The 25,730-nt window shown below is 59.7% G+C and carries 20 protein-coding genes, 2 rRNA genes and 1 pseudogene (1 of these 23 cut by a window edge); 17 read left to right on the forward strand and 6 right to left on the reverse strand.

Annotated features, from left to right (window positions below; genetic code table 11):
- From MOP87_RS04615 to MOP87_RS04670, 12 genes are all read left to right on the forward strand, one after another.
- Positions 1–568: ribosomal RNA gene (locus MOP87_RS04615) — 23S ribosomal RNA — on the forward strand; it begins 2,325 nt to the left of the window's first position.
- Positions 569–702: 134 nt separating this feature from the next.
- Positions 703–818 (forward strand): 5S ribosomal RNA (rrf, locus tag MOP87_RS04620).
- A 258-nt stretch (positions 819–1,076) separates the two neighbouring features.
- A complete protein-coding gene (locus MOP87_RS04625; protein ID WP_242810171.1) occupies positions 1,077–3,014 on the forward strand; it encodes an FAD-dependent oxidoreductase in 1,938 nt (645 codons plus the stop codon).
- A 145-nt stretch (positions 3,015–3,159) separates the two neighbouring features.
- Positions 3,160–4,056, forward strand: a complete 897-nt coding sequence (locus MOP87_RS04630; RefSeq protein ID WP_110607146.1) for a nitrilase family protein — start codon at positions 3,160–3,162, stop codon at positions 4,054–4,056.
- Between the two features lie 9 nt (positions 4,057–4,065).
- Positions 4,066–5,217, forward strand: a complete 1,152-nt coding sequence (locus tag MOP87_RS04635; RefSeq protein ID WP_125922063.1) for a hypothetical protein — start codon at positions 4,066–4,068, stop codon at positions 5,215–5,217.
- Complete coding sequence (locus tag MOP87_RS04640) at positions 5,214–6,200, forward strand: asparaginase (RefSeq protein ID WP_111475391.1); 987 nt, start codon at positions 5,214–5,216, stop codon at positions 6,198–6,200. The genes MOP87_RS04635 and MOP87_RS04640 overlap by 4 nt, the downstream gene beginning before the upstream one ends.
- Positions 6,201–6,293: 93 nt before the next feature.
- On the forward strand, positions 6,294–6,845 hold the full coding sequence (locus tag MOP87_RS04645; protein ID WP_110607148.1) for a UPF0149 family protein: 552 nt from the start codon (positions 6,294–6,296) through the stop codon (positions 6,843–6,845).
- Between the two features lie 14 nt (positions 6,846–6,859).
- Positions 6,860–7,360: a UPF0149 family protein gene (locus MOP87_RS04650; RefSeq protein WP_242810172.1), complete on the forward strand. Its 501-nt coding sequence runs from the start codon at positions 6,860–6,862 to the stop codon at positions 7,358–7,360.
- Positions 7,361–7,568: 208 nt separating this feature from the next.
- Positions 7,569–8,198 carry a glutathione S-transferase gene (locus MOP87_RS04655; RefSeq protein WP_027914188.1) on the forward strand — a complete coding sequence of 210 codons (630 nt, stop codon included), beginning with the start codon at positions 7,569–7,571 and terminating at the stop codon, positions 8,196–8,198.
- Positions 8,199–8,225: 27 nt separating this feature from the next.
- The gene (locus tag MOP87_RS04660; RefSeq protein WP_242810173.1) at positions 8,226–10,250 is read left to right on the forward strand and encodes a pyridoxamine 5'-phosphate oxidase family protein; all 2,025 of its coding nucleotides are present in this window, start codon (positions 8,226–8,228) and stop codon (positions 10,248–10,250) included.
- Positions 10,251–10,321: 71 nt separating this feature from the next.
- Entirely contained in the window at positions 10,322–11,218 is an 897-nt protein-coding gene (locus MOP87_RS04665) for a LysR family transcriptional regulator (RefSeq protein ID WP_110607151.1), read from the forward strand.
- A 112-nt stretch (positions 11,219–11,330) separates the two neighbouring features.
- A complete protein-coding gene (locus tag MOP87_RS04670; RefSeq protein WP_028687374.1) occupies positions 11,331–11,789 on the forward strand; it encodes a hypothetical protein in 459 nt (152 codons plus the stop codon).
- A 55-nt stretch (positions 11,790–11,844) separates the two neighbouring features.
- Here MOP87_RS04670 and MOP87_RS04675 read toward each other — a convergent pair whose 3' ends face one another.
- The 4 genes and pseudogenes from MOP87_RS04675 to MOP87_RS04690 all read right to left on the reverse strand — a co-directional run bounded on the left by MOP87_RS04675 (position 11,845) and on the right by MOP87_RS04690 (position 18,080).
- On the reverse strand, positions 11,845–13,131 hold the full coding sequence (locus MOP87_RS04675) for an MFS transporter (RefSeq protein ID WP_027914192.1): 1,287 nt from the start codon (positions 13,129–13,131) through the stop codon (positions 11,845–11,847).
- Between the two features lie 201 nt (positions 13,132–13,332).
- Positions 13,333–13,574, reverse strand: a pseudogene (locus MOP87_RS04680) (IS5/IS1182 family transposase); the annotation flags it as partial.
- 157 nt (positions 13,575–13,731) lie between these two features.
- Positions 13,732–14,985, reverse strand: a complete 1,254-nt coding sequence (locus MOP87_RS04685; protein WP_023536270.1) for a ribonucleotide-diphosphate reductase subunit beta — start codon at positions 14,983–14,985, stop codon at positions 13,732–13,734.
- A 215-nt stretch (positions 14,986–15,200) separates the two neighbouring features.
- Positions 15,201–18,080, reverse strand: a complete 2,880-nt coding sequence (locus tag MOP87_RS04690) for a ribonucleoside-diphosphate reductase subunit alpha (RefSeq protein ID WP_242810174.1) — start codon at positions 18,078–18,080, stop codon at positions 15,201–15,203.
- 675 nt (positions 18,081–18,755) lie between these two features.
- Here MOP87_RS04690 and MOP87_RS04695 point away from each other — a divergent pair.
- Together MOP87_RS04695 and MOP87_RS04700 are read left to right on the forward strand one after the other, a co-directional pair.
- Entirely contained in the window at positions 18,756–19,454 is a 699-nt protein-coding gene (locus MOP87_RS04695; protein WP_049696439.1) for a response regulator transcription factor, read from the forward strand.
- Positions 19,445–21,055, forward strand: coding sequence for an ATP-binding protein (locus MOP87_RS04700; RefSeq protein WP_088523110.1), 1,611 nt, complete (start codon positions 19,445–19,447; stop codon positions 21,053–21,055). The genes MOP87_RS04695 and MOP87_RS04700 overlap by 10 nt, the downstream gene beginning before the upstream one ends.
- A gap of 3 nt (positions 21,056–21,058) precedes the next feature.
- Here the strand turns inward: MOP87_RS04700 and MOP87_RS04705 are convergent, their stop codons facing one another.
- Both MOP87_RS04705 and MOP87_RS04710 read right to left on the reverse strand, forming a co-directional pair.
- Positions 21,059–21,760: a 4'-phosphopantetheinyl transferase superfamily protein gene (locus MOP87_RS04705; protein WP_236165738.1), complete on the reverse strand. Its 702-nt coding sequence runs from the start codon at positions 21,758–21,760 to the stop codon at positions 21,059–21,061.
- Between the two features lie 155 nt (positions 21,761–21,915).
- Positions 21,916–22,710 (reverse strand): dienelactone hydrolase family protein, encoded by a 795-nt coding sequence (locus MOP87_RS04710; protein WP_027914197.1) that lies wholly within the window; start codon positions 22,708–22,710, stop codon positions 21,916–21,918.
- A 129-nt stretch (positions 22,711–22,839) separates the two neighbouring features.
- On the opposite strand from MOP87_RS04710, the gene MOP87_RS04715 reads away from it, so the two are divergent.
- The 3 genes from MOP87_RS04715 (at position 22,840) to MOP87_RS04725 (ending at position 25,616) form a co-directional block, all read left to right on the forward strand.
- A complete protein-coding gene (locus MOP87_RS04715; RefSeq protein WP_023536250.1) occupies positions 22,840–23,445 on the forward strand; it encodes an outer membrane beta-barrel protein in 606 nt (201 codons plus the stop codon).
- A gap of 150 nt (positions 23,446–23,595) precedes the next feature.
- A complete protein-coding gene (locus tag MOP87_RS04720; RefSeq protein WP_023536231.1) occupies positions 23,596–24,273 on the forward strand; it encodes a response regulator in 678 nt (225 codons plus the stop codon).
- Positions 24,270–25,616, forward strand: a complete 1,347-nt coding sequence (locus tag MOP87_RS04725; RefSeq protein WP_028687377.1) for an ATP-binding protein — start codon at positions 24,270–24,272, stop codon at positions 25,614–25,616. Before MOP87_RS04720 ends, MOP87_RS04725 begins: the two co-directional genes overlap by 4 nt.
- Positions 25,617–25,730: the final 114 nt, after the last annotated feature.

Genomic DNA, 25,730 nt, shown 5'->3' on the forward strand with positions numbered 1-25,730 from the left:
GCGCGCTTGACTGCGAGACACACACGTCGAGCAGGTACGAAAGTAGGTCTTAGTGATCCGGTGGTTCTGTATGGAAGGGCCATCGCTCAACGGATAAAAGGTACTCCGGGGATAACAGGCTGATACCGCCCAAGAGTTCATATCGACGGCGGTGTTTGGCACCTCGATGTCGGCTCATCACATCCTGGGGCTGAAGCCGGTCCCAAGGGTATGGCTGTTCGCCATTTAAAGTGGTACGCGAGCTGGGTTTAGAACGTCGTGAGACAGTTCGGTCCCTATCTGCCGTGGACGTTTGAGATTTGAGAGGGGCTGCTCCTAGTACGAGAGGACCGGAGTGGACGAACCTCTGGTGTTCCGGTTGTCACGCCAGTGGCATTGCCGGGTAGCTATGTTCGGAAGAGATAACCGCTGAAAGCATCTAAGCGGGAAACTTGCCTCAAGATGAGATCTCACTGGGATCTTGAATCCCCTAAAGGGCCGTCGAAGACTACGACGTTGATAGGTTGGGTGTGTAAGCGCTGTGAGGCGTTGAGCTAACCAATACTAATTGCCCGTGAGGCTTGACCATATAACACCCAAGCAATTTGCTTCTGCAGATTGCGGTGGTGAAGATGACATGAACCGAAAGTTCGCAACGCATCACAAACATCACATATCCGGATTTGCTGGGCTGTCCAACAGGACATTCTGGCTACAGAATTTCTTGACGACCATAGAGCATTGGAACCACCTGATCCCATCCCGAACTCAGCAGTGAAACGATGCATCGCCGATGGTAGTGTGGGGTTTCCCCATGTGAGAGTAGGTCATCGTCAAGATTCATTTCGCAAAACCCCTATCTGCGTATGCAGGTAGGGGTTTTGTCTTTTTGCATTAATATATTTTCGATGCTCTGACTAACGCTCTCTCAATCTGGACGACCCGACTACCGCAGTTGAATATAGACGCCGTTGTGAACTATATAGATGCATCACGCCGCCCTTGGCAACGCTATGAGCAGGATGCTGTATTTAGTTAACACCGCCCGGTTGAGCAGAACAATCATCCTTCGCTCTCCAACAAGGAGAGCGTCAATAATGACCATCGGCTCAACACATAATCACCCTGCAGATCTGGATATAGACCCGTCGCTCAGTCTTGAACCATGGGCGGTCCGTTTTCCTAATCCGCCTGACCTCTGCTTTGACTACCGTCGCGTAGTTGAGCAGCAGGGTGGTGTGGCTCAAGCCACTCAACCCTCCCATCGTATTTGTATCGTTGGTGGCGGTGTTACCGGGCTCACTGCAGCACGCGAGTTACTTCGATGTGGTTTTGAACGCGTGACTTTGATTGAGCAGTCCAATCGTATAGGTGGACGCCATCTGACAATTGCCAATCGCGCCAACGATCATAAGGCACAGAATACGCCATTTGAAATGGGCGCTATGCGCATGCCATTTTTCAATAGAACGGGCGAGACACCTCAGCAAGGACGCTCTCTTATGGCCTACTACGCCAGTCTGTTTGAGTTACGTCTCTCTCCTTTTCCAAACCCTGGGACACCCTGGGTTAAAGCAACCGGAATTTACTTACGAAATGGCCAGCTCGATGCAGAAGATGATCCTAAGCTTTTAATTTGGAAAAATTCCGAAGGCGCATCGCCTCCACCGGGCGCCATGTTTCAGCAGGTCTTCGATAAATGGCAACGATTTGCTCAGCGCTTTGCCGCTCATATCGCTTCGATCTACGGAACACACGAGTGGCCTAAGGCATGGTCTGCAATCGTTGAGCACTACCATCAGATGTCTTTCAGGGATCTTGTTAGGCTGCCTGAGCGAGACACATGGGATCCCGCGACTCCAGGTGACTTCGGCGGGTTGGGCATGGGTCCAGATGAGTCCGCCATTTTCTATTCCATTGGTATAGGCGATGGCAGCTGGGGCGCCTTCTATGATGTATGCTGTTTGTACCCGCTGCGTACAGCACTATTTGGGTTCAGCAGCCATCTACAGTTAGTACACGGCCGCGTCGATGGGGAAGGTGAACCCTATGCCGCACCGTATCTTGGGGTTGAGAAGGTGTTGGATAGCAAGGGGGTAGGTTTTCAAGCTCCCTGCTACATCGGTTTGGCTGCATTAGATGAGAGTCTGATGTTCATGAGCATCGCTGAACGGGGCATATCTCTATATGAACACCTCGTTCAGCGGCCGGATGGATTACTGACCGACAGCTCCGTTTTCTCATTACGGAAGCTAGAAAATGGTCGTATTCAAGTTGGATACAAGTGGCTACACAGCGACCCTGAAACGAGCACATTGGCGTACGAGGACTTCGATACTGTCATCTTGACTACGCCTTCCTGGCTCATCGAAACCAATATGAACCTAAGCGGCTTCACCCAGGAGATGTTACCTCAAAGGATTATAGACGCCTGGAAACATGCTCATTGGGAAACGAGCTGCAAGGTTTATGCCCCTTTGAAAAAAAGCTTTCTAAGTAGCCAATCATCTATTCCTCAGATTCTAATCACCGACAGTTTTGTGCATGATGTGTACGCCTATCGCTATAATGAATCCTATCCTGATGATTGTATTCTGCTTAGCTACACATGGGAGGACGATGCCACGAAGTTGGCATCGTTTTCCGACGGTGAATTGGTTGGTAAATGTTTATCCGAATTAGATCGTATCCTTCTCCGCTGCTCTAATGTGGCCCAGCCTATTTCGCCCTACGTTGATCATCAAAACGTTCGAGTTCAGCGTTGGATAACAGACAGCAATGCGTTGGGTTGTGCCAAACTCTATCGGGCCGGCACGTACTATGAGGCGATGGGGTTGATGAAATACAATCGCGATATTAGTGTTCATTCTGGATTATATTTGGCGGGTGAATCATTTTCTGTAGATGCTGGCTGGACAGAGCCCTGTCTGCGTACAGCCCTAGACACAGTGATCAATATTTGCGACCGCACATCAGCCGTGTTCAATGGTGGATTTACCCTCGATCACTACCCTCACTATCAAGCAGAGGGCTGACGCTGGAGGCAAATATTGCCGCGAAAAATCCCACACGATCGTCCTCTTGATCCTACGGGCGTGTAGGAACTGCCTGGCTTTAAACTCGAGATCAAACCCCGCTCTACTGGCCTCCTTCAAAAATAATCACAAGAAGGAGGCTGTCATGCCAGATATCCCCACGTCCATCAGCCCTGTACGCATTGCAGTGGTTCAGTCCGACCCTCAGGTGGGTCTTGAACAGCGCAGCGCTAACCTGACTAAGACGCTAGCGTTTGCTCGTAAAGCGATCAGAGCCGGAGCAAACATAATCGTGCTGCCGGAGCTGGCAAATACCGGATACACCTTCAACTCCCGCGCTGAGGCCTACGCCCATGCGGAGACGCTGCGAGACGGGTCAAGTGTTGCTGCATGGGCAGAGGTGGCCAGGGACTACAACGTGTACGTGGTAGCCGGTTTCGTTGAACAGGAGGGAATGAAACTCTATAACAGCGCGGTTCTATTGGGACCTGACGGGTTACTTGGACATTATCGAAAAACGCATTTGTGGAATCAGGAGAAATTGTGGTTCACCCCCGGTGACCTCGGGTTTCCAGTATTCGAGACGCCGCTTGGACGGATAGGTTTGCTGATTTGCTGGGATATCTGGTTTCCGGAAGTGCCGCGCATCATGGCTGCGCAGGGGGTAGACCTTATCTGCAGCCTCAATAATTGGGTCTGGACACCGCCACCTCTCTTCGATGCATCAGACCGCTGTATGGCCAATTATCTGACCATGACAGCTGCGCACGTGAATAATGTCTATATCGCGGCGGCCAATCGTGTAGGAAGCGAACGCGGCGGACGATTCCTCGGTTGCTCGATGATTGTCGGAACCCATGGCTGGCCGATTGGTGAGGTAGCAAGCCCGGAAGAGCAGACGATTCTGTACGCTGACATTGACCTGAGCAGCGCACGCTCCGCGCCAATTTGGAACAGTTTGAACGATCTTCCGCGTGACCGCCGGACCGACATGTATGACGCAACGCTTGGTTATCGTTTACATGCAGCTATGCCCCGGTGAGGAGGAGTCATGAACCCTGTTCAACTCATGGATTCTCAGCGCACGGCGCTCTGCGTACTTGCCGGCCTTTTCATACTGTTGGCTACAGCACTCGTAGCCAACCACTGGCTTGATTACGGCCAGCTGACTGCAACCCTCGAACAACCACTGAGTCGACTGCGATGGATAGCGGGTGATATCAGCGAAGTCGTATTTTACAAGCACGAGCTCCCGGCGCTTGGCTTGCTGATTGGCGCATGCCTCGCGCACTGGGCAGGTCTGCGTGGTTATCGCTGGCAGGGCTTTGCCATTTGCTATGGAAGTGGACTGTGGCCTTGGGTGTTCGTCAGCTCGTTGTTTGGATTGTTGTTAAGCCATCTACTGTGGGGATGGACGCTCACCGCCGGTATCTGGCAACCAACCTTCGTTGCTTTTGTATCCCTGCCGGCAGCAATGGTGCTTCTGTATGGGGGCGGCTGGCAGGTCGCAATCAGTGGAGCCGTTCTTGGTGCCGTGCTTGTAACGCCGGCGAGCCTGTTGATGGTCAATTACATCTGCTATCCACTGGGATTGCCGGCCGTAGTGGGCAATGTGAGTGGTATGGCCGTGGCGAGTATCCTGGCATTCATACTGTGCAAGCGGTTTCCTTCACTCGTACGGTCTGTGCACTTCTCAGCTCCCCGTGCACAAGCCCGCCAACCTGACTACGGAATACTATGGGTGATGCGCCGTGTACTTGCAGATTTTACAGAAGCCCCGTTTTTCGGTAACGAACTGGCCAGCCTTGGGCTACTGCTGGGCGTCGGTGCAGCTTACGTGCTTGCGCCTGGTGCGCCTGTGTACGGGTCGATGCTTCTGATTCCTATCATTGCCGGTCAAGCGTTGGCCTCGCTCATTGGAGTTTTATTCTGGCGAGGACAGTGGCGGGTGCGAGGCTGGTACCCCACCTACATTCCCATCGTCTCGATCGTTCCGGCGGCCGTGCTCGTATACGGTGGTAGTTGGCAGGTGGTAGTCGCCAGTTCAGTCTTGGGAGCCCTCACCACACCGCCTTTGGCTGTCGCAATTACACAGCGACTGCCAGCCTACGTGCATGGCTACGTCGGCAACGTTGCGTCCATGGCCATTGGTGTTCTAACGATTGTGCCAATCGTCGGGTTCATTGCTGGAGGTAGACTATGACTGCGCAGAAAAAATTACCCACGCTCGCAATTGCCAGCCTGGGCGGCACTGTCAGCATGAAAAATGACGCACTGGCAGGTGGTGTCAAACCAGCGCTTGGTTGCGGTATGCAGGTGGCGCAAGTGCCTGAGTTGCGAAACATGGCTTTGCTTGTGTTAGAGACATTGGCGCTCTTGCCGAGTGCATCGCTGAGTTTTTTATCCTTGCTCGATGTTTTTGCGTGGGCTAAAACTCAGATAGAAGCCGGCGCTGTAGCGATTGTAATGACCCAAGGCACCGATAGCCTGGAAGAGACGGCATATTTTCTTGACCTGATTTGGCCATTCGATGCGCCAGTGGTCATGACAGGGGCTATGCGCTCTGCCAGCCAGCCCGGTCATGATGGGCCTGCCAATCTTCTTGCTGCAGTACAGGTTGCCCTGGCTGGAGACAGTCGCGGCCGCGGTGTGTTGGTGGTAATGGGGGATCAGGTCCATGCCGCGTCTCAAGTCCGTAAGACAGCCAGCTTATCCGCGTCGGCCTTCGAATCCCCTGGATACGGCCCGCTGGGGATGTTGATTGAGGGTTCAGTCCTTTACCATCATGCAATCAAGCGAACCGAAGCATTGCCGTTACCTTTTCGTACTGATCACAGGGTTGCGTTGCTTGAATCATGCCTGAGTGCCGATGTAGACCTTCTGCTGGCCGTTAAGGAGCTTGGATACGAGGGATTGGTCATCGCCGGCTTTGGCGCAGGTCATGTATCCGAGAGCTGGTCAACAGCCTTGGGACGCATTGCACCCATGCTGCCGGTAATTGTCGCCACCCGTACCGGAAGTGGTTCAACGGCGCGGGCGTCTTATGGATTTGTCGGGGGTGAGATCGACCTGCAAGCAAAAGGCATCCACATGGCAGGCCGGCTTTGTCCGCGCAAATGTCGGATTCTTTTATGGCTATTGTGCGCAAGTAACAACCAGCATCGTATTGAAAGCTGGTTAACGTGAATCCTGAGTCGCCCACACGAGGATTGCGTGGGCCTCTCTAACGAAGGGCTATGTTAGTGTACCCCTACGTCTCACTTGCCAGGATATCTGTAGATGCTCCCCACGCTTACCGAAAAAGAGCTCAATCGCCTCGAAGACATGTTGATCGTCTACGGCAATGATTACTCGGTCATCAATTTGGCAGAGCTCAACGGGTTCTTCACCGCCCTGGCCAGCTCACCCAATACCGTCCAGCCTATGGAATGGCTGCCAGCAGTAGCCGGCGGTCATGTTCCCAAGTTCAAGAAGCCGGCTGACGAAGAGGCCTATACGGCATTGATGCTGCGCTACGCCAGTCAGGTGGCCGAAGACCTGGAAGACAATGTCGATGGTTTCCAGCCGCTTTTCGAGCAAGGCGAGGGCGACCAGGGGACCGAAGTCGTCATGGAGGAGTGGTGCTTTGGCTACATGCGTGGCACCCAAGTCGCGGGTTGGGCTGCTCTGCCTCCAGAACAGGATGCGCTGCTCAAGACCATCTCGCTGCATGGGCTGGAAGATAACGTCGAACTGTTGGACCAGATGTCCGAACAGGATATCCAGCAGTGCGTGCCCCACGTCATCGATGCCGTTCGCCAGCTTTACCGATTTCATTCACAGCAGCGGTAAGGCAATGAGAGTTGTTGTTCAAGCACGGTAACGACAACGCCATACTTACCCTGTCCGAGCTGGACGGCTTCATGAACGCGCTGTGCAGCACACCGCGCGTTGTACCCCCAAGCGAATGGCTACCCGTGGTAGGTGGGGGAAAGCTGCCTCATTTCAAAAGCAAGGCGCAGAGCCAGCGTTATTTTGATCTACTCATCAAGTTCCACAACCGTGTGTTGCAGATGCTTGCGCAGGCAACCGATGAACTTGAACTGCTATTCGAAGTACGAGAACTTCCAGACGGCGATGTCGTGGTTCTCGAGGAATGGTGCTTTGGCTACATGAAAGGGGTAGAAGTAGGTCAGTGGCCGCCTTTGCCTGCTGGGCTTCGACATCACTTCGATGCAATCGCGCTCCATGGCGAGGAGAAGAGTTTTCCATTGCTCGATAAGATGAGCTCTGAGGAACATCAAGCCACAGTTCCCCGCGTCGTAGAGGCTGTGCACCGGCTCTATCTCCACAACCGTCATTCCTGAAACACAAGCCCTTGCAGTCACTGCCGCACAGAGCTTGGTACATACGTGTGTCCGGTCACTGCATCACCCTTTATAGCCAGCGCTACACAGGCCAATTGTTTCGACCAGCGAAATTGAGGCTTGCTCCAGGCGCTGATTCTGCTCCTGCACCGATACATGCAGTATGGCTCTACCAGCGCTATGCCGGCGCTGATCAGGAGCCATGCCGATGTCCACCCCAATAAAGCTCTACAACTTCCCCAAGTCCGGTCACGCGCACCGCATCGAGCTCATGCTTTCCCTGCTTGGGTTGCCAACCCAACTGGTTTTCGTTGACCTGGCAGCAGGCGCTCACAAGCAACCCGAGTTCCTGGCACTCAACCCTTTCGGCCAGGTGCCGGTGATCGATGACAACGGCACGGTGATCGCTGATTCCAACGCCATCCTGGTGTACCTGGCCAAGAAATATGACAGCGGCGCATGGCTGCCCGAAGATCCGGTGGCAGCCGCTGCCGTGCAACGCTGGTTGTCGGTGGCTGCCGGCCCGCTGGCCTTCGGTCCGGCCGCCGCGCGCCTGGTGACCGTGTTTGGTGCGGCATTCGATACCGACGAGGTCATTGCACGCGCCCATGGGCTGCTCAAGGTGATCGATACCGAACTGGCCAAAAGACCGTTCCTGGTAGGCCATACGCCAACCATCGCCGATATCGCCAACTACTCGTACATCGCCCACGCACCTGAAGGCAATGTGTCGCTGGAGCCCTATGCCAATGTGCGCGACTGGCTGATGCGAATCGAAGCGTTGCCCGGCTTCGTGGCCATGCCACGTACCCAGATCGGGCTGCAGACCAACGCCTGACACCGTACCGCCCCCGAGGACGTCGCCATGCAGCACATACACGACCATCGCCCATCGCCCTGGCACCCAGGCGAGAAAACCCTGCAGGAAAAGGTGGGTGTAGCAGCGCGCATGGAGGCGGTGGGGCATAAGGTCATTCGCGACTACATGCCCGATCAGCACCGCGCCTTCTACCACCAGCTGCCGTTCATTGTTGCCGCCAGCATGGACGCGCAGGGCCGTCCGTGGGCGACCTTGCTGGAGGGGCCGGAAGGTTTCATCCGCTCGCCCCATCCTCGTGAGCTGACAATCGATATCCAACCGCCAGCCGACGATCCGGCGACGCCAGGGCTGGCCGCCGGGCAGGCAGTCGGCCTGTTGGGCATCGAACTGCACACCCGTCGGCGCAACCGTCTCAACGGCCGCATCCACCAGGCCACCCATGAGCAGTTGCAGGTGACTGTGGCTCAGTCATTCGGCAACTGCCCGCAATACATCCAACGGCGCGACTACACCCGGGTCGCGCAAATGCCCCAAGGGCGTATCGATTCCACAGCGCTGGATGCCGATGCCGTCAGTCTGATTCAGGCAGCCGATACCTTCTTCGTCGCCAGTTATGTCGAGCACGCCGACGGCCAGCGAGCGGTGGACGTCTCCCACCGCGGCGGACGACCTGGGTTCGTCAGGGTTGAAGGCAGTCTCCTGACCATCCCCGACTACGCCGGGAACCTGCACTTCAATACTCTGGGCAACCTGCTGGCAAACCCCCGTGCTGGGCTGCTGTTCATCGACTTCAGCAATGGCAACGTGCTGCAACTGTATGGGCGTGCCAAGCTGCTGCTGGACAGCCCCGACATCCCATTGTTCGAGGGCGCCGAGCGCCTCTGGACGCTGGAGGTCGAGCATGTGGTATGGCGTCCGGGCGCAGTTGGCCTGCGTTGGGCATTCAAGGACTACGCGCCTACCACGTTGGCGACTGGCACCTGGAGCCATCTGTCGCAACGCTCGCAACAGGCGCAATGGCAACCCTGGCGCGTGGTGCGGGTGGAGCAAGAAAGCCGTGATATCCGCTCGTTCTACCTCGAGCCGCCTGGCGCTAGCGCAGTGACGTTCGCGCCAGGGCAACATGTGCCGGTGCAAATCCCGCTGGACCCGCATAAGCCGCTGATCCGCACCTACAGCCTGTCCAGCGCGCCTTCCGACGGCCATGTGCGCATCAGCGTCAAGGCACAGGGGCCCGCTTCGCGCTACCTGCATGAGCGCGTCGTGGCAGGCGATGTGCTGCAGGTGCGACCGCCGGTAGGCGGCTTCACGCTGGATCTGAACAGCACTCGGCCGCTGGTGCTGATTGGCGCTGGCGTAGGCATCACCCCTTTGCTGGCCATGTTGCGCGAGCAGTTGAAGCAAGGGCCGGCGCGGGTCATTCATCTTTTCCAGGGCGCCCGTAGCTTGGCTGATCTGGCATTCCACAAGGAATTGGCCCACTTGCAACATCACGCCGCAGGGCTGCTGCACGTGCACCGCACCCTGAGCCAACCCGAAGATCACGCCCGGCCAGGCCGTGATTATCAGTTTGCCGGCCGGCTGAGTATCGAGCACGTCAAAGCCACACTGACACTGGATGACTACGATTTCTACCTGTGCGGCCCAGGCAGCTTCACCCAGGACCTCTACCAGGGTCTGCGCGGCCTGCATGTGCCGGACACGCGGATTCATGCCGAGGCGTTCGGCCCGTCTAGCCTTCGCCGCCACTTCGACGCCGGCCAGCCGACCCTGCAGCAACCGCCTGCTGCCAGCGAGTCAGTCGCGGTCCATTTTGCGGCATCAGCCAAACAGGCGCAGTGGTCACCCTCCAGCGGCACACTGCTGGAGTTGGCCGAGGCACATGGCCTGTCGCCGGAGTTCAGTTGCCGGGGTGGAACCTGCGGCACCTGCAAAACGCGGTTGCTCAGTGGCCAGGTGCATTACCCTAACCTCCCAGTCGAAATGCCGCAGAGCGGGAGCGCGCTGATCTGTTGTGCGGTGCCCGCGAAGGTGGATGAGCCAGGGCAGGCGCTGGTGCTTGATATCTGATCGGCCAGAACAGGCAGCACAAGCGCCTTGAATCAAACATAATGCCTGCATTCCCACCCCCAGGAGCCCGCATGGACCAGATCCACCTGATGAAGGTGTTTATCGCCGTAGGCGAACTGGAAAGCTTCGCCGCGGCTGCGCGTCGCCTGGATATCTCCCCAGCGGCCGTCACCCGTGCTGTCGTCGCCCTGGAGGAACAACTCGGGGTCAAGCTGGCGCTGCGCACCACCCGCAGTGTGCGCCTGACTGAAGCCGGCGGCCGCTACCTGGAGGACACCCGGCACATCCTCGCCAGCATTCACGAGGCCAACGAAGCCGCTGCCGGCATCAACGCCACCCCCAAGGGCGATCTGGCCATCACCGCCCCGAGCCTGTTCGGCAAGAAGTTCGTCATGCCGTGCATCGTGCAGTACTTGCAACGGTTTCCGGAGGTCGACATTAGCGCCTACTTCCTGGACCGCATCGTGAATATGGTCGAGGAGGGCATGGACGTGGCCGTGCGTATCGGCCCCTTGCCCGATTCGGGCCTCAAGGCATTGCGCGTGGGCAAGGTACGCCGCATGTTGTGCGCCTCGCCTGATTACCTGGCCTGCTATGGCACACCCGAACATCCTTCCGACTTGGCAAGCCATGCGGTGATTGGCACCACCGACCTGTCACCGCGCGCTGGTTGGCGCTTCGGGGTGACCGACGAATCGACCTTGGTGCGGGTCAAGCCACGGTTGACCGTCACCAGCAACGACGGGGCGATTGCCGCCGCCAGTGGCGGGCTGGGAATCGCCCGCCTGCTGTCCTACCAGGTGGCTGACGAGCTGGCCAGCGGGCAACTGCGAGTGATCCTGGCTGAATACGAAGAAGCCCCGTGGCCGATTCATGTGCTGCATCGGGAGAGCAAATACGGTTCAACCAAGGTCCGGACCTTCATCGACCTGCTGGCACAAAGCCTGAGGGCCCAACAGTTGGATTGACCTGCTACCCAGCCCATGGGCGGGGTGGGTGTGTCTGGTAAAGTACCGAACTGTTCGCTGGCAGCCCGCCAGCGCGCAATGCTCACAAAGGATTACGCAAGGAAGCCGCTGGATGAACAAACGCTTCATACGCCCCTGGCTCGCCGCACTGCTGTTGCCATGGCTTGCCGCATGCAACGGCCAAAAAGTCGAGCGCGTGCTGGTTTATCAGAACACGGTCTACGACTGGCGCATCGAACACGTGGTGGCCCACAACTGGCCGGCCGGCCCGCACCAGTACTACGAGGTGTTCCTCAAAGGCCGCTTACTGATATTGCCGGCCAACACCTTCAACGACGTGCGCGACATCCGCGAGTTCGTCGCCGCAGGCGGCTTCGATACCAACAACTGGCGCAACGATACGATCATCGTGGCGTTCGAGAATGTACAGGCGCGCAAGGGCGGCAACGAGCACTTTGTCCGCTCGCTGATGATCACCCCGACGCACCAGGAAGGGGAAGTGATACTGGCCGACATGACCACCCGCCAGCAGGTTGCCGTGCAGCGGGTGGAGCCGGGTGGTGATCACTAAAAGTGGATAATGACTTGCGCTGCAACTATAAGGTGAACAGCGGACTCAGGAGGGTTCAAACTGGAACCCGGTCCTTCCTTGCTATTCGACGATACAACACAAGCGTCGCGCACAGCGCACACAGTGCAGCGAATGCGACCCAGTAAGCAGGCGCTGCTTTGTCACCGGTTTCATGGATCAACCAGGTCGACATGACCGGTGTGAAACCGCCGAACAGGGCCGTAGCCAAGCTGTAGGCTAGGGAAAAGCCCGCTACCTTCACTTCGACTGGCATGATTTCCGTGAGCGCCGGGATCATCGCACCGTTGTACATCGCATAGAGGAACGAGAACCACAGCAGTACCTCAAGCATGTGCGCGAAGCTTGCCGCATGGGCCAGGTAAGACAGTGCTGGGTAAGCGGTGAACAGGGTGAGTACGGTCATGGCGATCAGGATTGGTTTACGACCGAAACGGTCGCTGAGCGTGCCGCCGATGGGTAGCCAGATAAAGTTGGACACGCCTACCAGAAGCGTCACCAGCAACGCGTCATTTGTGCTCAGGTTGAGTACAGTCTTACCAAAGGTAGGAGCGTACACAGTGATCAGGTAGAAGGCACTGGTGGTCATGGCGACCATCAGCATGCCCGCGATGACTACCGATGAGTTGCGGCCTAGGGTGGCGATCACTTGCTTCATGGTCGGGCGATGCTGACGCTTCTCGAACGCTTCGGTTTCTTGCAGGTTACGGCGCAGGAAGAAGATGAACGGGATGATCATGCAGGCAGCGGCGAACGGAATTCGCCAGCCCCACTCGCTGATCTCGGCCGGCGCTAGGCTTTGATTCAGTCCGTAACCCAACGCAGCGGCGACCACGATGGCGACCTGTTGGCTGCCGGATTGCCAGCTGGTATAGAACCCTTTGCGACCCGGTGTAGCCATTTCGGCTAGATAGACCGACACCCCGCCCAATTCAGCACCGGCGGAAAAGCCTTGCAGCAAGCGGCCAAGCAGGACGAGCGCGGGTGCCCAATAGCCGATCGTGGCGAAGCCGGGGACTAGGACGATGAGCAACGTGCCGCTGGCCATTATCGACAGCGTGACGATGAGGCCTTTGCGGCGGCCAACATCGTCGATGTAAGCGCCTAGAATTACCGCTCCCAATGGCCGCATGAGGAAACCGGCGCCGAACACAGCGAAGGTCATCATCAGCGAGGCGAATTCGCTGGAGGCTGGGAAGAAAGCTGAGGCGATTTGGGTGGCGTAGAAACCGAACAGGAAGAAGTCGAATTGTTCGAGGAAGTTACCAGATGTGACACGTAGAACCGCCGCGGCCTTGGACCGGGCGGGAGGTGAAGCAGGCATAGACGGTTCTCCAGCATGAATCTGTTCGTTGTTGAACGATCAATCGCCTCGATTATGCTGGACACATCCTGAAATGCTTAATGAAACATTCTGATCACTGCGGCGCAGGGCGCACAGGGGCCTTACGCGACAGGAGAGGTGACAAGCTCTTGATCCATTCGCAAAGCTCATCGTTTGACGAAAGAAACGATTTCAGCCGCAGATCTGCCAGATCACCGGCCTTCTTCCAGGCTTCGGCTGCTTCTCCAAGCCGGTACAACCCGCGTCGCTACAGATGACGCTACAGCGGCTACATTCGCCGCTATACCGTGTACAGGGTGCACAAGGCCCGATTCGGCATCGGCACTAACAGGCGCCTTCATGCCGAAGAAATATGAGTTACCTTTCTTCGCCTGGTGCATGTCGGGACCGCGCTTACGTTCCTTGTTCCTGGTCGAACTGGGGTGCGTGGATGATGAATCAGAAAAATTTCAGAGGGATTAAGTGCACAATGAGCTCATCCGGGCATTGTGCACTTAATCAGCATCGCTTGTAGTATCAGGACTACGTTTAGTATTGGTGAAAAAATTCAGCCGGAGGTGAACACCTACGCCTTGAAGATCAATCCCAGCTCAACGCCCCACCGGTCTGGTACTCGATCACTCGCGTCTCAAAGAAGTTCTTCTCCTTCTTCAAGTCCATGATCTCGCTCATCCACGGGAACGGGTTGGTCGTGCCTGGGTACTCTTCCTTCAGGCCGATCTGCGTCAGGCGACGGTTGGCGATGAACTTGAGGTAGTCCTCCATCATTGCCGCGTTCATGCCCAGTACGCCGCGTGGCATGGTGTCACGGGCGTATTCGATCTCCAGCTGAGTCCCCTGCAGGATCATCTGGGTGGCTTCTTCCTTCATCGCCGCATCCCACAGGTGCGGGTTTTCGATCTTGATCTGGTTGATCACGTCGATACCGAAGTTCAGGTGCATCGACTCGTCACGCAGGATGTACTGGAACTGCTCGGCAACGCCAGTCATCTTGTTGCGACGGCCCATGGACAGGATCTGGGTGAAGCCGCAGTAGAAGAAGATGCCTTCCAGAACGCAGTAGTAGGCGATCAGGTTGCGCAGCAGTTCCTTGTCGGTCTCGACGGTGCCGGTGTTGAACTCGGGGTCGGAGATGGCGCGGGTGTACTTAAGGCCCCAAGCCGCTTTCTTAGCGACCGACGGGATCTCGTGGTACATGTTGAAGATCTCGCCTTCATCCATGCCCAGCGACTCGATGCAGTACTGATAGGCGTGGGTGTGGATCGCCTCTTCGAAGGCCTGGCGCAGGATGTACTGGCGGCACTCGGGGTTGGTGATCAGGCGGTACACAGCCAGGGCCAGGTTGTTGGCAACCAGCGAGTCGGCCGTGGAGAAGAAGCCCAGGTTGCGCATGACGATGCGGCGTTCGTCCTCGGTCAAGCCGTCCTGGCTCTTCCACAGGGCGATGTCGGCGGTCATGTTGACCTCCTGCGGCATCCAGTGGTTGGCGCAGCCGTCGAGGTACTTCTGCCAGGCCCAGTCGTACTTGAACGGCACCAGCTGGTTAAGGTCGGCGCGGCAGTTGATCATGCGCTTTTCATCCACCGCCACACGGGCCGAGGAACCTTCCAGCTCAGCCAGGCCTTCGGCAACGTCCAGGGCGTCCAGGGCCGCCTTGGCGCGCTTGACGGCCTCGGAGTCCGACGCCGTGGCAGCGCGGGCTTCCAGGGCCGCGGCACCGCCGGCGCTGTCGAGTTTGTCGAGGGTGGCGGCGGCGTGAGCCTGCGCAGGGGTGTTGCCTTTGGCGGCGACTTCGCCGTCATCTTCTTTATCGAATTCGTCCCAGCTCAGCATGGTGAGAGTCTCCTGCTCGAGGGCCATCTGTGAAGTATGGCCGGTAGATCTTGGTTGCGGTGCGGTGCACGCAAATCAGCGGTGCCCATGGCGGGCTGGCCCCAGCGGCGTGGCTGCGGCTTTTGTATCGGGTAGCGGGGCGGCAGCGCCACACCCGCAGGCTTGCATACGGCTCTACAAAAAAGAGGCTTCCCGCAGGAAGCCTCGGCCTGGCCTTACTGGCAGGCTTCGCAGTCCGGCTCGTCGATCGCGCAGGCCTTGGGCACTGGTGCAGGGCCGGCTGCCTGGACCGGGGCGCTGTCGCCACCGCTGGACACGGCGTTGAGCTTGCCGGTGTTGATGGTCGACTTCTCGGTGCTGGTGGCGGCCAGGGCACGGAGGTAGTAGGTGGTTTTCAGACCACGGTACCAGGCCATGCGGTAGGTCACGTCCAGCTTCTTGCCCGAGGCACCGGCGATGTACAGGTTCAGCGACTGCGCCTGGTCGATCCACTTCTGGCGACGGGAAGCGGCGTCGACGATCCACTTGGTTTCCACTTCGAAGGCCGTGGCGTACAGGTCCTTGAGTTCTTGAGGAATACGCTCGATCTGCTGCACCGAACCGTCGTAGTACTTCAGGTCGTTGATCATGACCGAGTCCCACAGGCCACGGGCCTTGAGGTCGCGAACCAGGTACGGGTTGATCACGGTGAACTCGCCCGACAGGTTCGATTTCACGTACAGGTTCTGGTAGGTCGGCTCGATCGACTGCGACACGCCGGTGATGTTGGCGATGGTCGCAGTTGGCGCAATGGCCATGATGTTCGAGTTACGAATACCTTTCTGTACCCGGGCACGGACTGGCGCCCAATCCAGGGTTTCGTTCAGGTCGACGTCGATGTACTTCTGGCCACGGGCCTCGATCAGGATCTGTTGCGAGTCCAGCGGCAGGATGCCTTTGGACCACAGCGAGCCTTGGAACGTCTCGTAGGCGCCGCGCTCGTCGGCCAGGTCGCAGGAGGCCTGGATGGCGAAGTAGCTGACCGCTTCCATCGACTTGTCGGCGAATTCGACGGCAGCGTCGGAACCGTAGGCGATGTGCTGCAGGTACAGCGCATCCTGGAAGCCCATGATGCCCAGGCCTACCGGCCGGTGCTTGAGGTTCGAGTTACGCGCCTGCGGTACCGAGTAGTAGTTGATGTCTATCACGTTGTCGAGCATGCGCACGGCCGTGTTGACGGTGCGTTGCAGCTTGGCGGTGTCCAGCTTGCCATCGACGATGTGGTTCGGCAGGTTGATCGAGCCCAGGTTGCAGACCGCGATCTCGTCCTTGTTGGTGTTCAAGGTAATCTCGGTGCACAGGTTCGAGCTGTGCACCACGCCCACGTGCTGCTGAGGCGAGCGCAGGTTGCACGGGTCCTTGAAGGTCAGCCATGGGTGGCCGGTCTCGAACAGCATCGAGAGCATCTTGCGCCACAGGTCCTTGGCCTGGATGGTCTTGAACACCTTGATCTTGTTGTACTCGGTCAGGGCTTCGTAGTACTCGTAGCGCTCTTCGAAGGCCTTGCCGGTCAGGTCGTGCAGGTCCGGCACTTCCGAGGGCGAGAACAGGGTCCACTTGCCGTCGTCGAAGACGCGCTTCATGAACAGGTCAGGGATCCAGTTGGCGGTGTTCATGTCGTGGGTACGACGGCGATCATCACCGGTGTTCTTGCGCAGCTCGATGAATTCTTCGATGTCCAGGTGCCAGGTTTCCAGGTAGGCACACACAGCGCCCTTGCGCTTGCCACCCTGGTTGACCGCAACAGCGGTGTCGTTCACGACTTTGAGGAACGGCACGACGCCCTGGGACTTGCCATTGGTGCCCTTGATGTAGGAGCCCAGTGCACGCACCGGCGTCCAGTCGTTGCCCAGGCCACCTGCGAATTTGGACAGCATGGCGTTGTCGTGGATCGCGTGGTAGATGCCCGACAGGTCGTCCGGGACGGTGGTCAGGTAGCAGCTCGACAGCTGCGGGCGCAGGGTGCCGGCGTTGAACAGGGTCGGGGTCGAGGCCATGTAGTCGAAGGACGACAACAGGTTGTAGAACTCGATCGCGCGCGCTTCCTTGTCCTTTTCTTCCAGTGCCAGGCCCATGGCCACACGCATGAAGAAGACCTGCGGCAGCTCGAAGCGCACGCCATCCTTGTGGATGAAGTAGCGGTCGTACAGGGTTTGCAGGCCCAGGTAGGTGAACTGCTGGTCACGCTCGTGATCGATGGCCTTGCCCAGGCGCTCCAGGTCATAGGCTGCCAGGGCCGGGTTGAGCAGCTCGAACTCCACGCCCTTGGCGACGTAGGCCGGCAGGGCCTTGGCATACAGGTCGGCCATTTCGTGGTGCGTGGCGCTGTCAGCGACGTTCAGGAAGGCCAGGCCTTCGGCGCGCAGGGTGTCCATCAGCAGGCGAGCGGTGACGAACGAATAGTTCGGTTCACGCTCGACCAGGGTACGGGCGGTCATCACCAGGGCGGTGTTGACGTCCTTGATGGCCACGCCGTCGTATAGGTTCTTCAGGGTTTCGCGCTGGATCAGGACGCCATCGACTTCGGCCAGGCCTTCGCAGGCTTCGCTGATGATGGTGTTCAGGCGCGCCATGTCCAGCGGCGCCAGGCTACCGTCGGCCAGGGTGATGCGAATGCTTGGATGCGGCTCGACCACGGCGTCGGTGCTGACGCGGGTGGCGCGCTCCTTGGCGCGCTGCTCACGGTAGATGACGTAGTCACGGGCGACTTTCTGCTCGCCGGCGCGCATCAGGGCCAGTTCGACCTGGTCCTGGATTTCTTCGATGTGGATGGTGCCACCCGATGGCATGCGACGCTTGAACGTGGCCGAGACCTGCTCGGTCAGGCGCGCGACGGTGTCGTGAATGCGCGACGAAGCGGCGGCGGTACCGCCTTCAACTGCAAGGAACGCCTTGGTGATGGCCACGGTGATCTTGTCGTCGGTGTAGGGGACGACAGTACCGTTACGCTTGATCACGCGCAGTTGGCCAGGGGCAGTGGCGGCCAGATCCTGATTGGATTCGGCAACCTGCGGGGCCTTGGCCTGCGGGTTCTCGCGAGTCGTGTCGGTTTGCATGGGTGGGTGTCTCCACAGTTTCTATATTGATCAGGCGCCCAATTGGGCGCCCACCGTTCCGTCCACTTGCTCGATTGCCTGGCGGGGATGCGCAACGCAAGCGCATCCGTCCGCGCGGGCGTACCGACTTCGGGACAGACTCAGGAATAAGGGCAATGGCTTGCCGCTCCCTGGCCGAAGTCAAAAGTTCCGGGTTGCCGGAATCCGTTGCTGATGAGTGCCAGGCTCGCCTGGTTCACCCATGCCCGAACAAGGCCCTGACAGGGCTTGCCTCGGTCGCCTCCGCAGGAGCGGTTTGGCTGCTGAAACCACCGTAAGTTCAGCCGAAAAATCCGATGATTTTGCGGGTTGACTTTTGTAAGTGATTTTGCGCGAACCCCTATATCTAGTGGTTCGTCGCGATCGCGATACAAGATAATGCGGTATGGGGGTGTTTGCAAGGCGAGCGGCTGTGGATATCTTGTGGGTACTTTGTGAGTGAAACGTGAGTATTCGCTGTAGGCCTTGTGCCCACTGGTTTGAAGTGTTTTTCTGCGTCTGCTTGCCGCTGGGCAGTTTTTTTCAGGGGCCGCCGACGCACCCGGATCATTGTCCACAGAACCACCCAAGTGGGTTGGCTCGGCAGGGTCCTGGTCGTACTATCCAGGGAAAAACAACACCAACAGGCCCTACGCCATGGATCCAACGCTACCGCGCATCCTCATCGTCGAAGACGACCAGCGTCTGGCCGAACTGACTGCCGAGTACCTGAGCGCCCAAGGGTATGCGGTCAGTGTCGAGGGCGATGGCGCTCGCGCAGCGCGACGCATCATCGACACCCAGCCGGACCTGGTCATGCTGGATGTGATGTTGCCGGGCGAAGATGGCATGAGCATCTGTCGGCGCGTGCGCAGCCAGTACCCTGGGCCCATCCTGATGCTCACGGCGCGCACCGACGAGCTGGATCAGGTGCAAGGACTGGACATTGGCGCAGACGACTACGTGTGCAAGCCCGTACGCCCCCGGCTGTTGCTGGCGCGCATCCAGGCCTTGTTGCGTCGCAGCGAGGCGCCTGCGGGCAAACGCCAGGACCTGACCTTCGGTGCGCTGCGCATCGACAGCCGGGTGCGTGAGGCGTGGCTTGGCGATCGGCAGATCGAGCTTACCGGCGCCGAATTCGACCTGCTTTGGCTGCTGGCCAGCAACGCTGGCAAGGTGCTGACCCGCGAGCAGATCTCTACGGCGCTGCGCGGTGTGGGCTATGACGGCCAGGACCGCTCCATCGACATACGCATTTCCCGTATCCGCCCTCGCATCGGCGACGACCCTATCCAGCCACGGCTGATCAAGACCCTGCGCAGCAAAGGCTATCTGTTCGTGGGCCAATGCCCGTGAATTCCATTTTCCTGCGCATCTATGGCGGCATGCTGGCGGTCCTGGTACTGGTGGCGCTGCTGGGGGTGCTCAGCCTGCACCTGGTCAACGAAGTACGCGCCGCCCAGCACCGCGAGGGCCTGGCGCAAGGCACGTTCAGCCTCATGGCCGATAACCTGGCCGTGCAGAGCGACACCGAGCGCAAGCGCTCCCTGCTGCTGTGGGGGCGGCTGCTGGGGGTGCCGCTGCAGTTGCAGCCCATGTCGGCCTTCGCCCTCGATGGCGCACAACGCGCACGTCTGTACCGCAGCCTCGTCGTGGTCGAGAAGACCGGCCCGCATGCAGCTCGGGTGTTGCGCAGGGTAGGGCAGCAGGACCTGCTGCTGGTCGCCCAGGTCAGGCAGATCAGCGAGCAGCTGGCGCGCGCTACCCTGTATCTACTGGCCGACGAGCTGGTGCGTTATCCGGTGACCGAACAGCAGCAGCGCCTGGAGCAGATCAAGCACGACAAGGGCTTCGGGTTTGGGGTTGCCTTGCAGCGTATCGAGCGGGCCAGCCTGGATGATGATCAGCGGCGCCGGGTGGAGGAGGGTGACACGGTGATGGCGCTGGGCATGGATGGCGATTCCATACGCGTGTTCGCTGGGCTCTCCGGCTCGCCGTGGGTGCTGGAGATCGGCCCCTTGCACCAGCTCAACCCCTACCCACCCCAGTTGCTGGTGTTGATCACCCTGGTTGGTTTGAGCCTCATTGGCCTGGTGGTCTACCTGCTGGTGCGCCAATTGGAGCGGCGCGTTTCCGGCCTGGCGCGGGCCGCGGCGGGCATCGCCCAAGGCAGCCTGGACACGCGTGTACCGGCAGGCGATGCCGATTCGATCGGGCGCCTGGCAGCGGCATTCAATGGCATGGCCGAGCACTTGCAGCGCTCGCTGTCCATGCAGCGCGAGCTGGTACGTGCCGTGTCGCACGAGCTGCGCACCCCCGTGGCCCGCTTGCGTTTTGGCCTGGAAATGGTCGAAAGCGCCGCCACCGAGCAGGCACGCGCCAAGCACCTTGCCGGCATGGACGGCGACATCCAGGACCTGGACAAGCTAGTCGACGAAATGCTCACCTACGCGCGCCTCGAGCAAGGCGCCCCGGCCCTGACGTTCCAGCGTATTGACCTGGATGCCTTGCTCGATCAGGTCATTGCCGAACTGGCCCCGTTGCGTCGCGACATACGCTTGTTGCGGGGCGATTGCCAGGGCGTCGAAGGCGAGACCGCCTGGGTCGAGGCAGAGCCCCGCTACCTGCACCGCGCCGTGCAGAACCTGGTGAGCAATGCCCTGCGCCACGCCGAGCACGAGGTGCGCGTGAGTTATCAGCTAGGCCCGCACGTGTGCCGTATCGATGTGGAAGATGACGGGCCAGGCATTCCGGAAGGGGTCTGGGACCGCATCTTCACGCCGTTCATGCGCCTGGACGACAGCCGTACCCGTGCCTCCGGTGGCCATGGCCTGGGTTTGTCGATCGTGCGCCGTATCATCTATTGGCACGCAGGCCGCGCCACGGTAGGCCATGGCACGGCCCTGGGTGGCGCCTGTTTCAGCCTTGCCTGGCCACGACAACAGGCGCCGTTGTAGGCCTCAGGCGCTAACCAGGCTCAGCAAGTGGCCATCCTGCAGGCAGAATTGCGCCTGCAATTGGACGCCCTTGCGCCATTGGGCGGACAGGTCGGTGAGCAGGCGCAGCGTGGCCAGCCCGTCAGCGGACCATTCGAGCAGCTCGGCATGTTCGAAGTAAAAGCGCTGGCCAGTCAGGGGGTAGAGCGTCTTGAACAGGCTTTCCTTGAGCGAGAAGGTCAGGGTCACGGCCAGGCCCAACTGCCGGTGGTCCAGACGCTCCAGCTCCATCGGTGTCAGGATCTCGCCCATCAAACGCTCGGCGCGCTCGTCATCGAGCAGCGCTTCCTGGTCCAACCCTAGCCCGCGGCAGCTGCCTTGGGCGGCAACCACCGCCGCCGCCCAGCCTTTACCGTGGGTAATCGAGCCCCGAATGCCAGCAGGCCAGATGGGGGAGCGGTCTTCGTGGGTGGTGGGCACGTAGTGCCGGCCGTCCAACTGCAGCAACGCCGCGCGCGCGCATACCCGCCCGGCGATGTATTCAGCCTGGCGCTTGGCAACTGAACGTTGCAGGCCCGCACTGGGCACGATGCCAGCACGCGCGAAGTCGTCCGGGGTCACGCTTGTGGGGTCGAAGGCGCAACTGACCAGTACCGCGCCAGGCAAGGGACGGGGCAAGGGCCAGTGTTGCCGAAGCGAGGTACAGCAGGCAGGAAGGGTCGTCATGCGCGCTATTGTGCCAGCTGAGCAGGGGTTGCGGGAGGGGCAGGGCGATGCAGCCCGGCACAGGGGCGCAGTTTTCAACGCAAGCATGAAAAAGCGCCCACTGTTGCCTACCTATTACGTGATCGCTGGCGTCCCAGCATGGCTGGCCCGCGTGATCACTCATTGAACACCTGCTTGAAAAACGCCTGCATGTCTGCCCAGGAGCGTTCGTCGGCCGCCTTGTCATAACCAATGTCCGGCCCGCCGTGAGCGCCATGGCTCAGGCGGTCGGCATCAGGGTTGGTGAACCCGTGCTTGGCCCCGTCGAGGCTGACGAAACGGTAATTCACCTTCGCCGCGTCCATCTCCGCCTTGAAGGCCTGCACCTGTTCGGCGGTCACCATGCTGTCCGCTGCGCCGTGCTCCACCAGAATTGCCGCCCTCACCACCCCAGGCTTTGCGGGTGTAGTGGTAGCCAGGGCGCCATGGAAACTCACCACACCGTCGAGCTTCTCGCCGCGCCTGGCGGCATCGAGTACCACCTTGCCGCCAAAGCAGTACCCCACAGCGCCCAGGTCATGCTTGTTGGTGTTGGGCTGCAACTTGAGCAATTCCAGCCCGGCGTCGAAGCGCCTGGCAGCAGCCTTGGGGTCCTTGAGTGCTGCCGCCATGAACGCCTGGGCGTCCTGAGGGTGCTCGGTGTGCTTGCCGTCACCGTACATGTCGATGGCCAGGGCGTTGTAACCCAGCGCTGCCAAGTCCCGGGCGCGTCGTTTGGCGTAGTCATTGAGCCCCCACCACTCATGCACCACGACGATGCCTGGCCGCTTGCCGGTGACGGCGTCGTCATAGGCGTAATAGCCGACCAGCCGGTTGCCGTCGGCATCCTGGTAGGGGATCTCGCGGGTCTGTACCGCCGCCTGGGCAAAGGCGGCAGTACACATCAAGGTCAAGGCCAGCAAGGCGCGCATGGTGACTACTCCTGGATTGCAATCGGTTCGTTCAGTCAATGTTCAGCAAGGGTTCAGTCGAGGTTCAGTGTGCCCTGCTTACTCTAGCTTCCAGACCTCAACAGCGCACTCGACTGGAGTAACCTCACCATGAAAACATTCAATACCCTGCTTGCCGCCGTAGCCGTCTGCGCCGCTGGCATGACCAGCGCCCAGGCGGCCGACGAAAACTTCGCCAGCCTCACCTACGGCCAGACCAGCGACAAGGTTCGCAAGTCAGGCCTGCTGCAACGCAACACCGACCACCTCAACACCGACGGCGTCATCGCCAAGGACGGTACCTGGGGCGTGCGCCTGGGGCGCATCAATGACCAGGGTCGCTACTACATGACCTACGACAACGTTTCCGGTGACCACAGCGGCTTGAAACTTCGCCAGGAAAACTTGCTGGGCAGCTATGACCTGTTCCTGCCCGTAGGCGATACCACCAAGCTGTTCGGCGGCGGCACCCTCGGCATGACCAAGCTGTCCCAGGAATCGCCAGGCCTGAGCCGCGACACCGACTACGGTTATGCCTACGGCCTGCAGGCAGGCGTCATCCAGGACATCACCGACAAGGCCTCGGTCGAACTGGGCTACCGCTACCTGCGCACCAATGCCGCCACCGAGGTCAGCCCCCACGGCGCGCCGAAGGCCGGCACATTGCGCCTGAGCAGCAGCGCGCAGACCTATCTGGCGGCTTCCTACAAGTTCTGACCTGCCCGTCGCGTTATCCTGTAGCGACCCGGGTCTGGCAAGCCAGCTCCAACCAGTGCCATGCTGGGCCATCAGGCCGGTGGGCGCACGCGGTGGGGCTGGCTTTTCAGCATTGGGCACCGTACAGGCACATCCATCAAGGAGCTGCACATGAAACTGCTGGTGGTCGAGGACGAAGCCTTGCTTCGCCATCACCTCTATACCCGCCTGGGGGAAAGTGGCCACGTGGTCGAGGCGGTCGCCAATGCCGAGGAGGCGTTGTACCAGGCCGAGCAGTACCACTTCGACCTGGCGGTGGTCGACCTGGGGCTGCCGGGCATCAGTGGCCTGGAGCTGATCACGCGCCTGCGCAACCAGGCCAAGACCTTCCCCATCCTCATCCTCACGGCCCGCGGCAACTGGCAGGACAAGGTCGAAGGGCTGGCCGCTGGCGCCGACGACTACCTGGTCAAGCCGTTCCAGTTCGAAGAACTCGAGGCGCGCCTCAATGCGCTGCTGCGCCGCTCCAGCGGCTTCACCCAGTCAACCATCGCCGCCGGCCCGTTGGTCCTTGACCTCAATCGCAAGCAGGCGACGCTCGACGAGCAGCCACTGGGCCTGACTGCCTACGAATACCGCATCCTCGAGTACCTGATGCGTCATCACCAGCAGGTGGTGGCCAAGGATCGCCTGATGGAGCAACTCTACCCTGGCGATGAAGAACGTGATCCAAACGTCATCGAAGTGCTCATCGGGCGCTTGCGGCGCAAGCTCGAAGGCGAGTGCGGCTTCAAGCCCATCGATACCGTGCGCGGGCTTGGCTACCTGTTCACCGAGCGCTGCCGATGATTCGATCCCTGCGTGTGCGCCTGATGCTGGCCGCTGCCGTGTTGGCGGTGCTGTTCATGCTGGCGCTGCTGCCAGCTTTGCAGAAAGCCTTCAGCCTTGCCTTGCAGGAGTCGATCGAACAACGCCTGGCTTCGGACGTGACCACGCTGATTTCGGCGGCGCGTATCGAAAACGGGCAGTTGCAGATGCCGGCGTTGTTGCCGGACGAACGTTTCAACCTGCCCTATACCGGTCTGCTGGGGTACATCTTCGACCGCGCTGGCCAACTGGTCTGGCAGTCCCGGGCCACGGCAGCGCAGAACATCAACTATCAGCCTCGCTACGATGGCCGCGGAAACGAGTTCGCACGCATCCACCAGGCCAATGGCGAGGAGTTCTTCGTTTATGACGTCGAGATTAAGCTGCTGGGCGGCAAGAGTGCCGCCTTCAGCATCGTGGCCCTGCAGCCGGTGCGCGACTATCAGCGCACCCTCGATGGCCTGCGTGAAAAACTCTACCTGGGCTTCGGGGCTGCCTTGCTAGCACTGCTGGCGCTGCTCTGGGCCGGGTTGACCTGGGGGTTGCGCTCGCTACGCCGCCTTAGCCGCGAGCTCGACGATCTGGAATCCGGCGCGCGGGACGGCCTGAGCACACACCACCCCCGCGAACTGCTGCGCCTGACCGGTTCGCTGAACCGCCTGCTGCAAAGCGAGCGCGAGCAACGCCAGCGCTACCGGGATTCGCTGGACGACCTGGCGCACAGCCTGAAGACGCCCTTGGCCGTGTTGCAGGGGGTGGGCGAAAGCCTGCAGCAGCACAACGGTGAACGGGAGCAGGCCAGGGTCTTGCAGAGCCAGATCGAACGCATGAGCCAGCAGATCGACTATCAACTGCAACGGGCCAGCCTGCGCAAGAGCGGCCTGGTGCGTCATAGCGTGGTGCTACGCCCCTTGCTCGACAGCCTGTGTAGCACGCTGGCCAAGGTCTACCGCGATAAACACGTGGACGTGACCTTGCAGGTGCCGGACCAGGCGCGGGTACCCATGGAGCAGGGCGCATTGCTCGAACTGCTGGGTAACCTCCTGGAAAACGCCTACCGCCTGAGCCTGGGCCAGATAAGGGTCAGCCTGTTCAGAGAAGCTGGACGGCTCACGCTCTGTATCGAAGATGACGGTCCAGGCGTGCCCGCCAACCAGCGCCAGCGCATTCTGGAGCGTGGTGAGCGGTTGGACAGTCAGCACCCGGGGCAAGGCATCGGCTTGGCTGTGGTGAAGGACATCATCGACAGCTACGATGCCGAACTGAGCCTGGATGACTCGGCGCTTGGCGGCGCCGCCTTCCGTATCACCTTCAATCTGGAATGAGCCCAGGCGGTTTTCCGCCATCTGGGCCGCTCCAATCCCGCCAGCGGGCGGAAACCCGCCACCCTTCCTCACGTTTCGCCCCGACGTTGGGCATGGAAAGCCAGCAATAGCCCT

It is taken from the genome of Pseudomonas sp. I3-I5 (assembly GCF_022699445.1).
GTDB lineage: Bacteria > Pseudomonadota > Gammaproteobacteria > Pseudomonadales > Pseudomonadaceae > Aquipseudomonas > Aquipseudomonas fulva.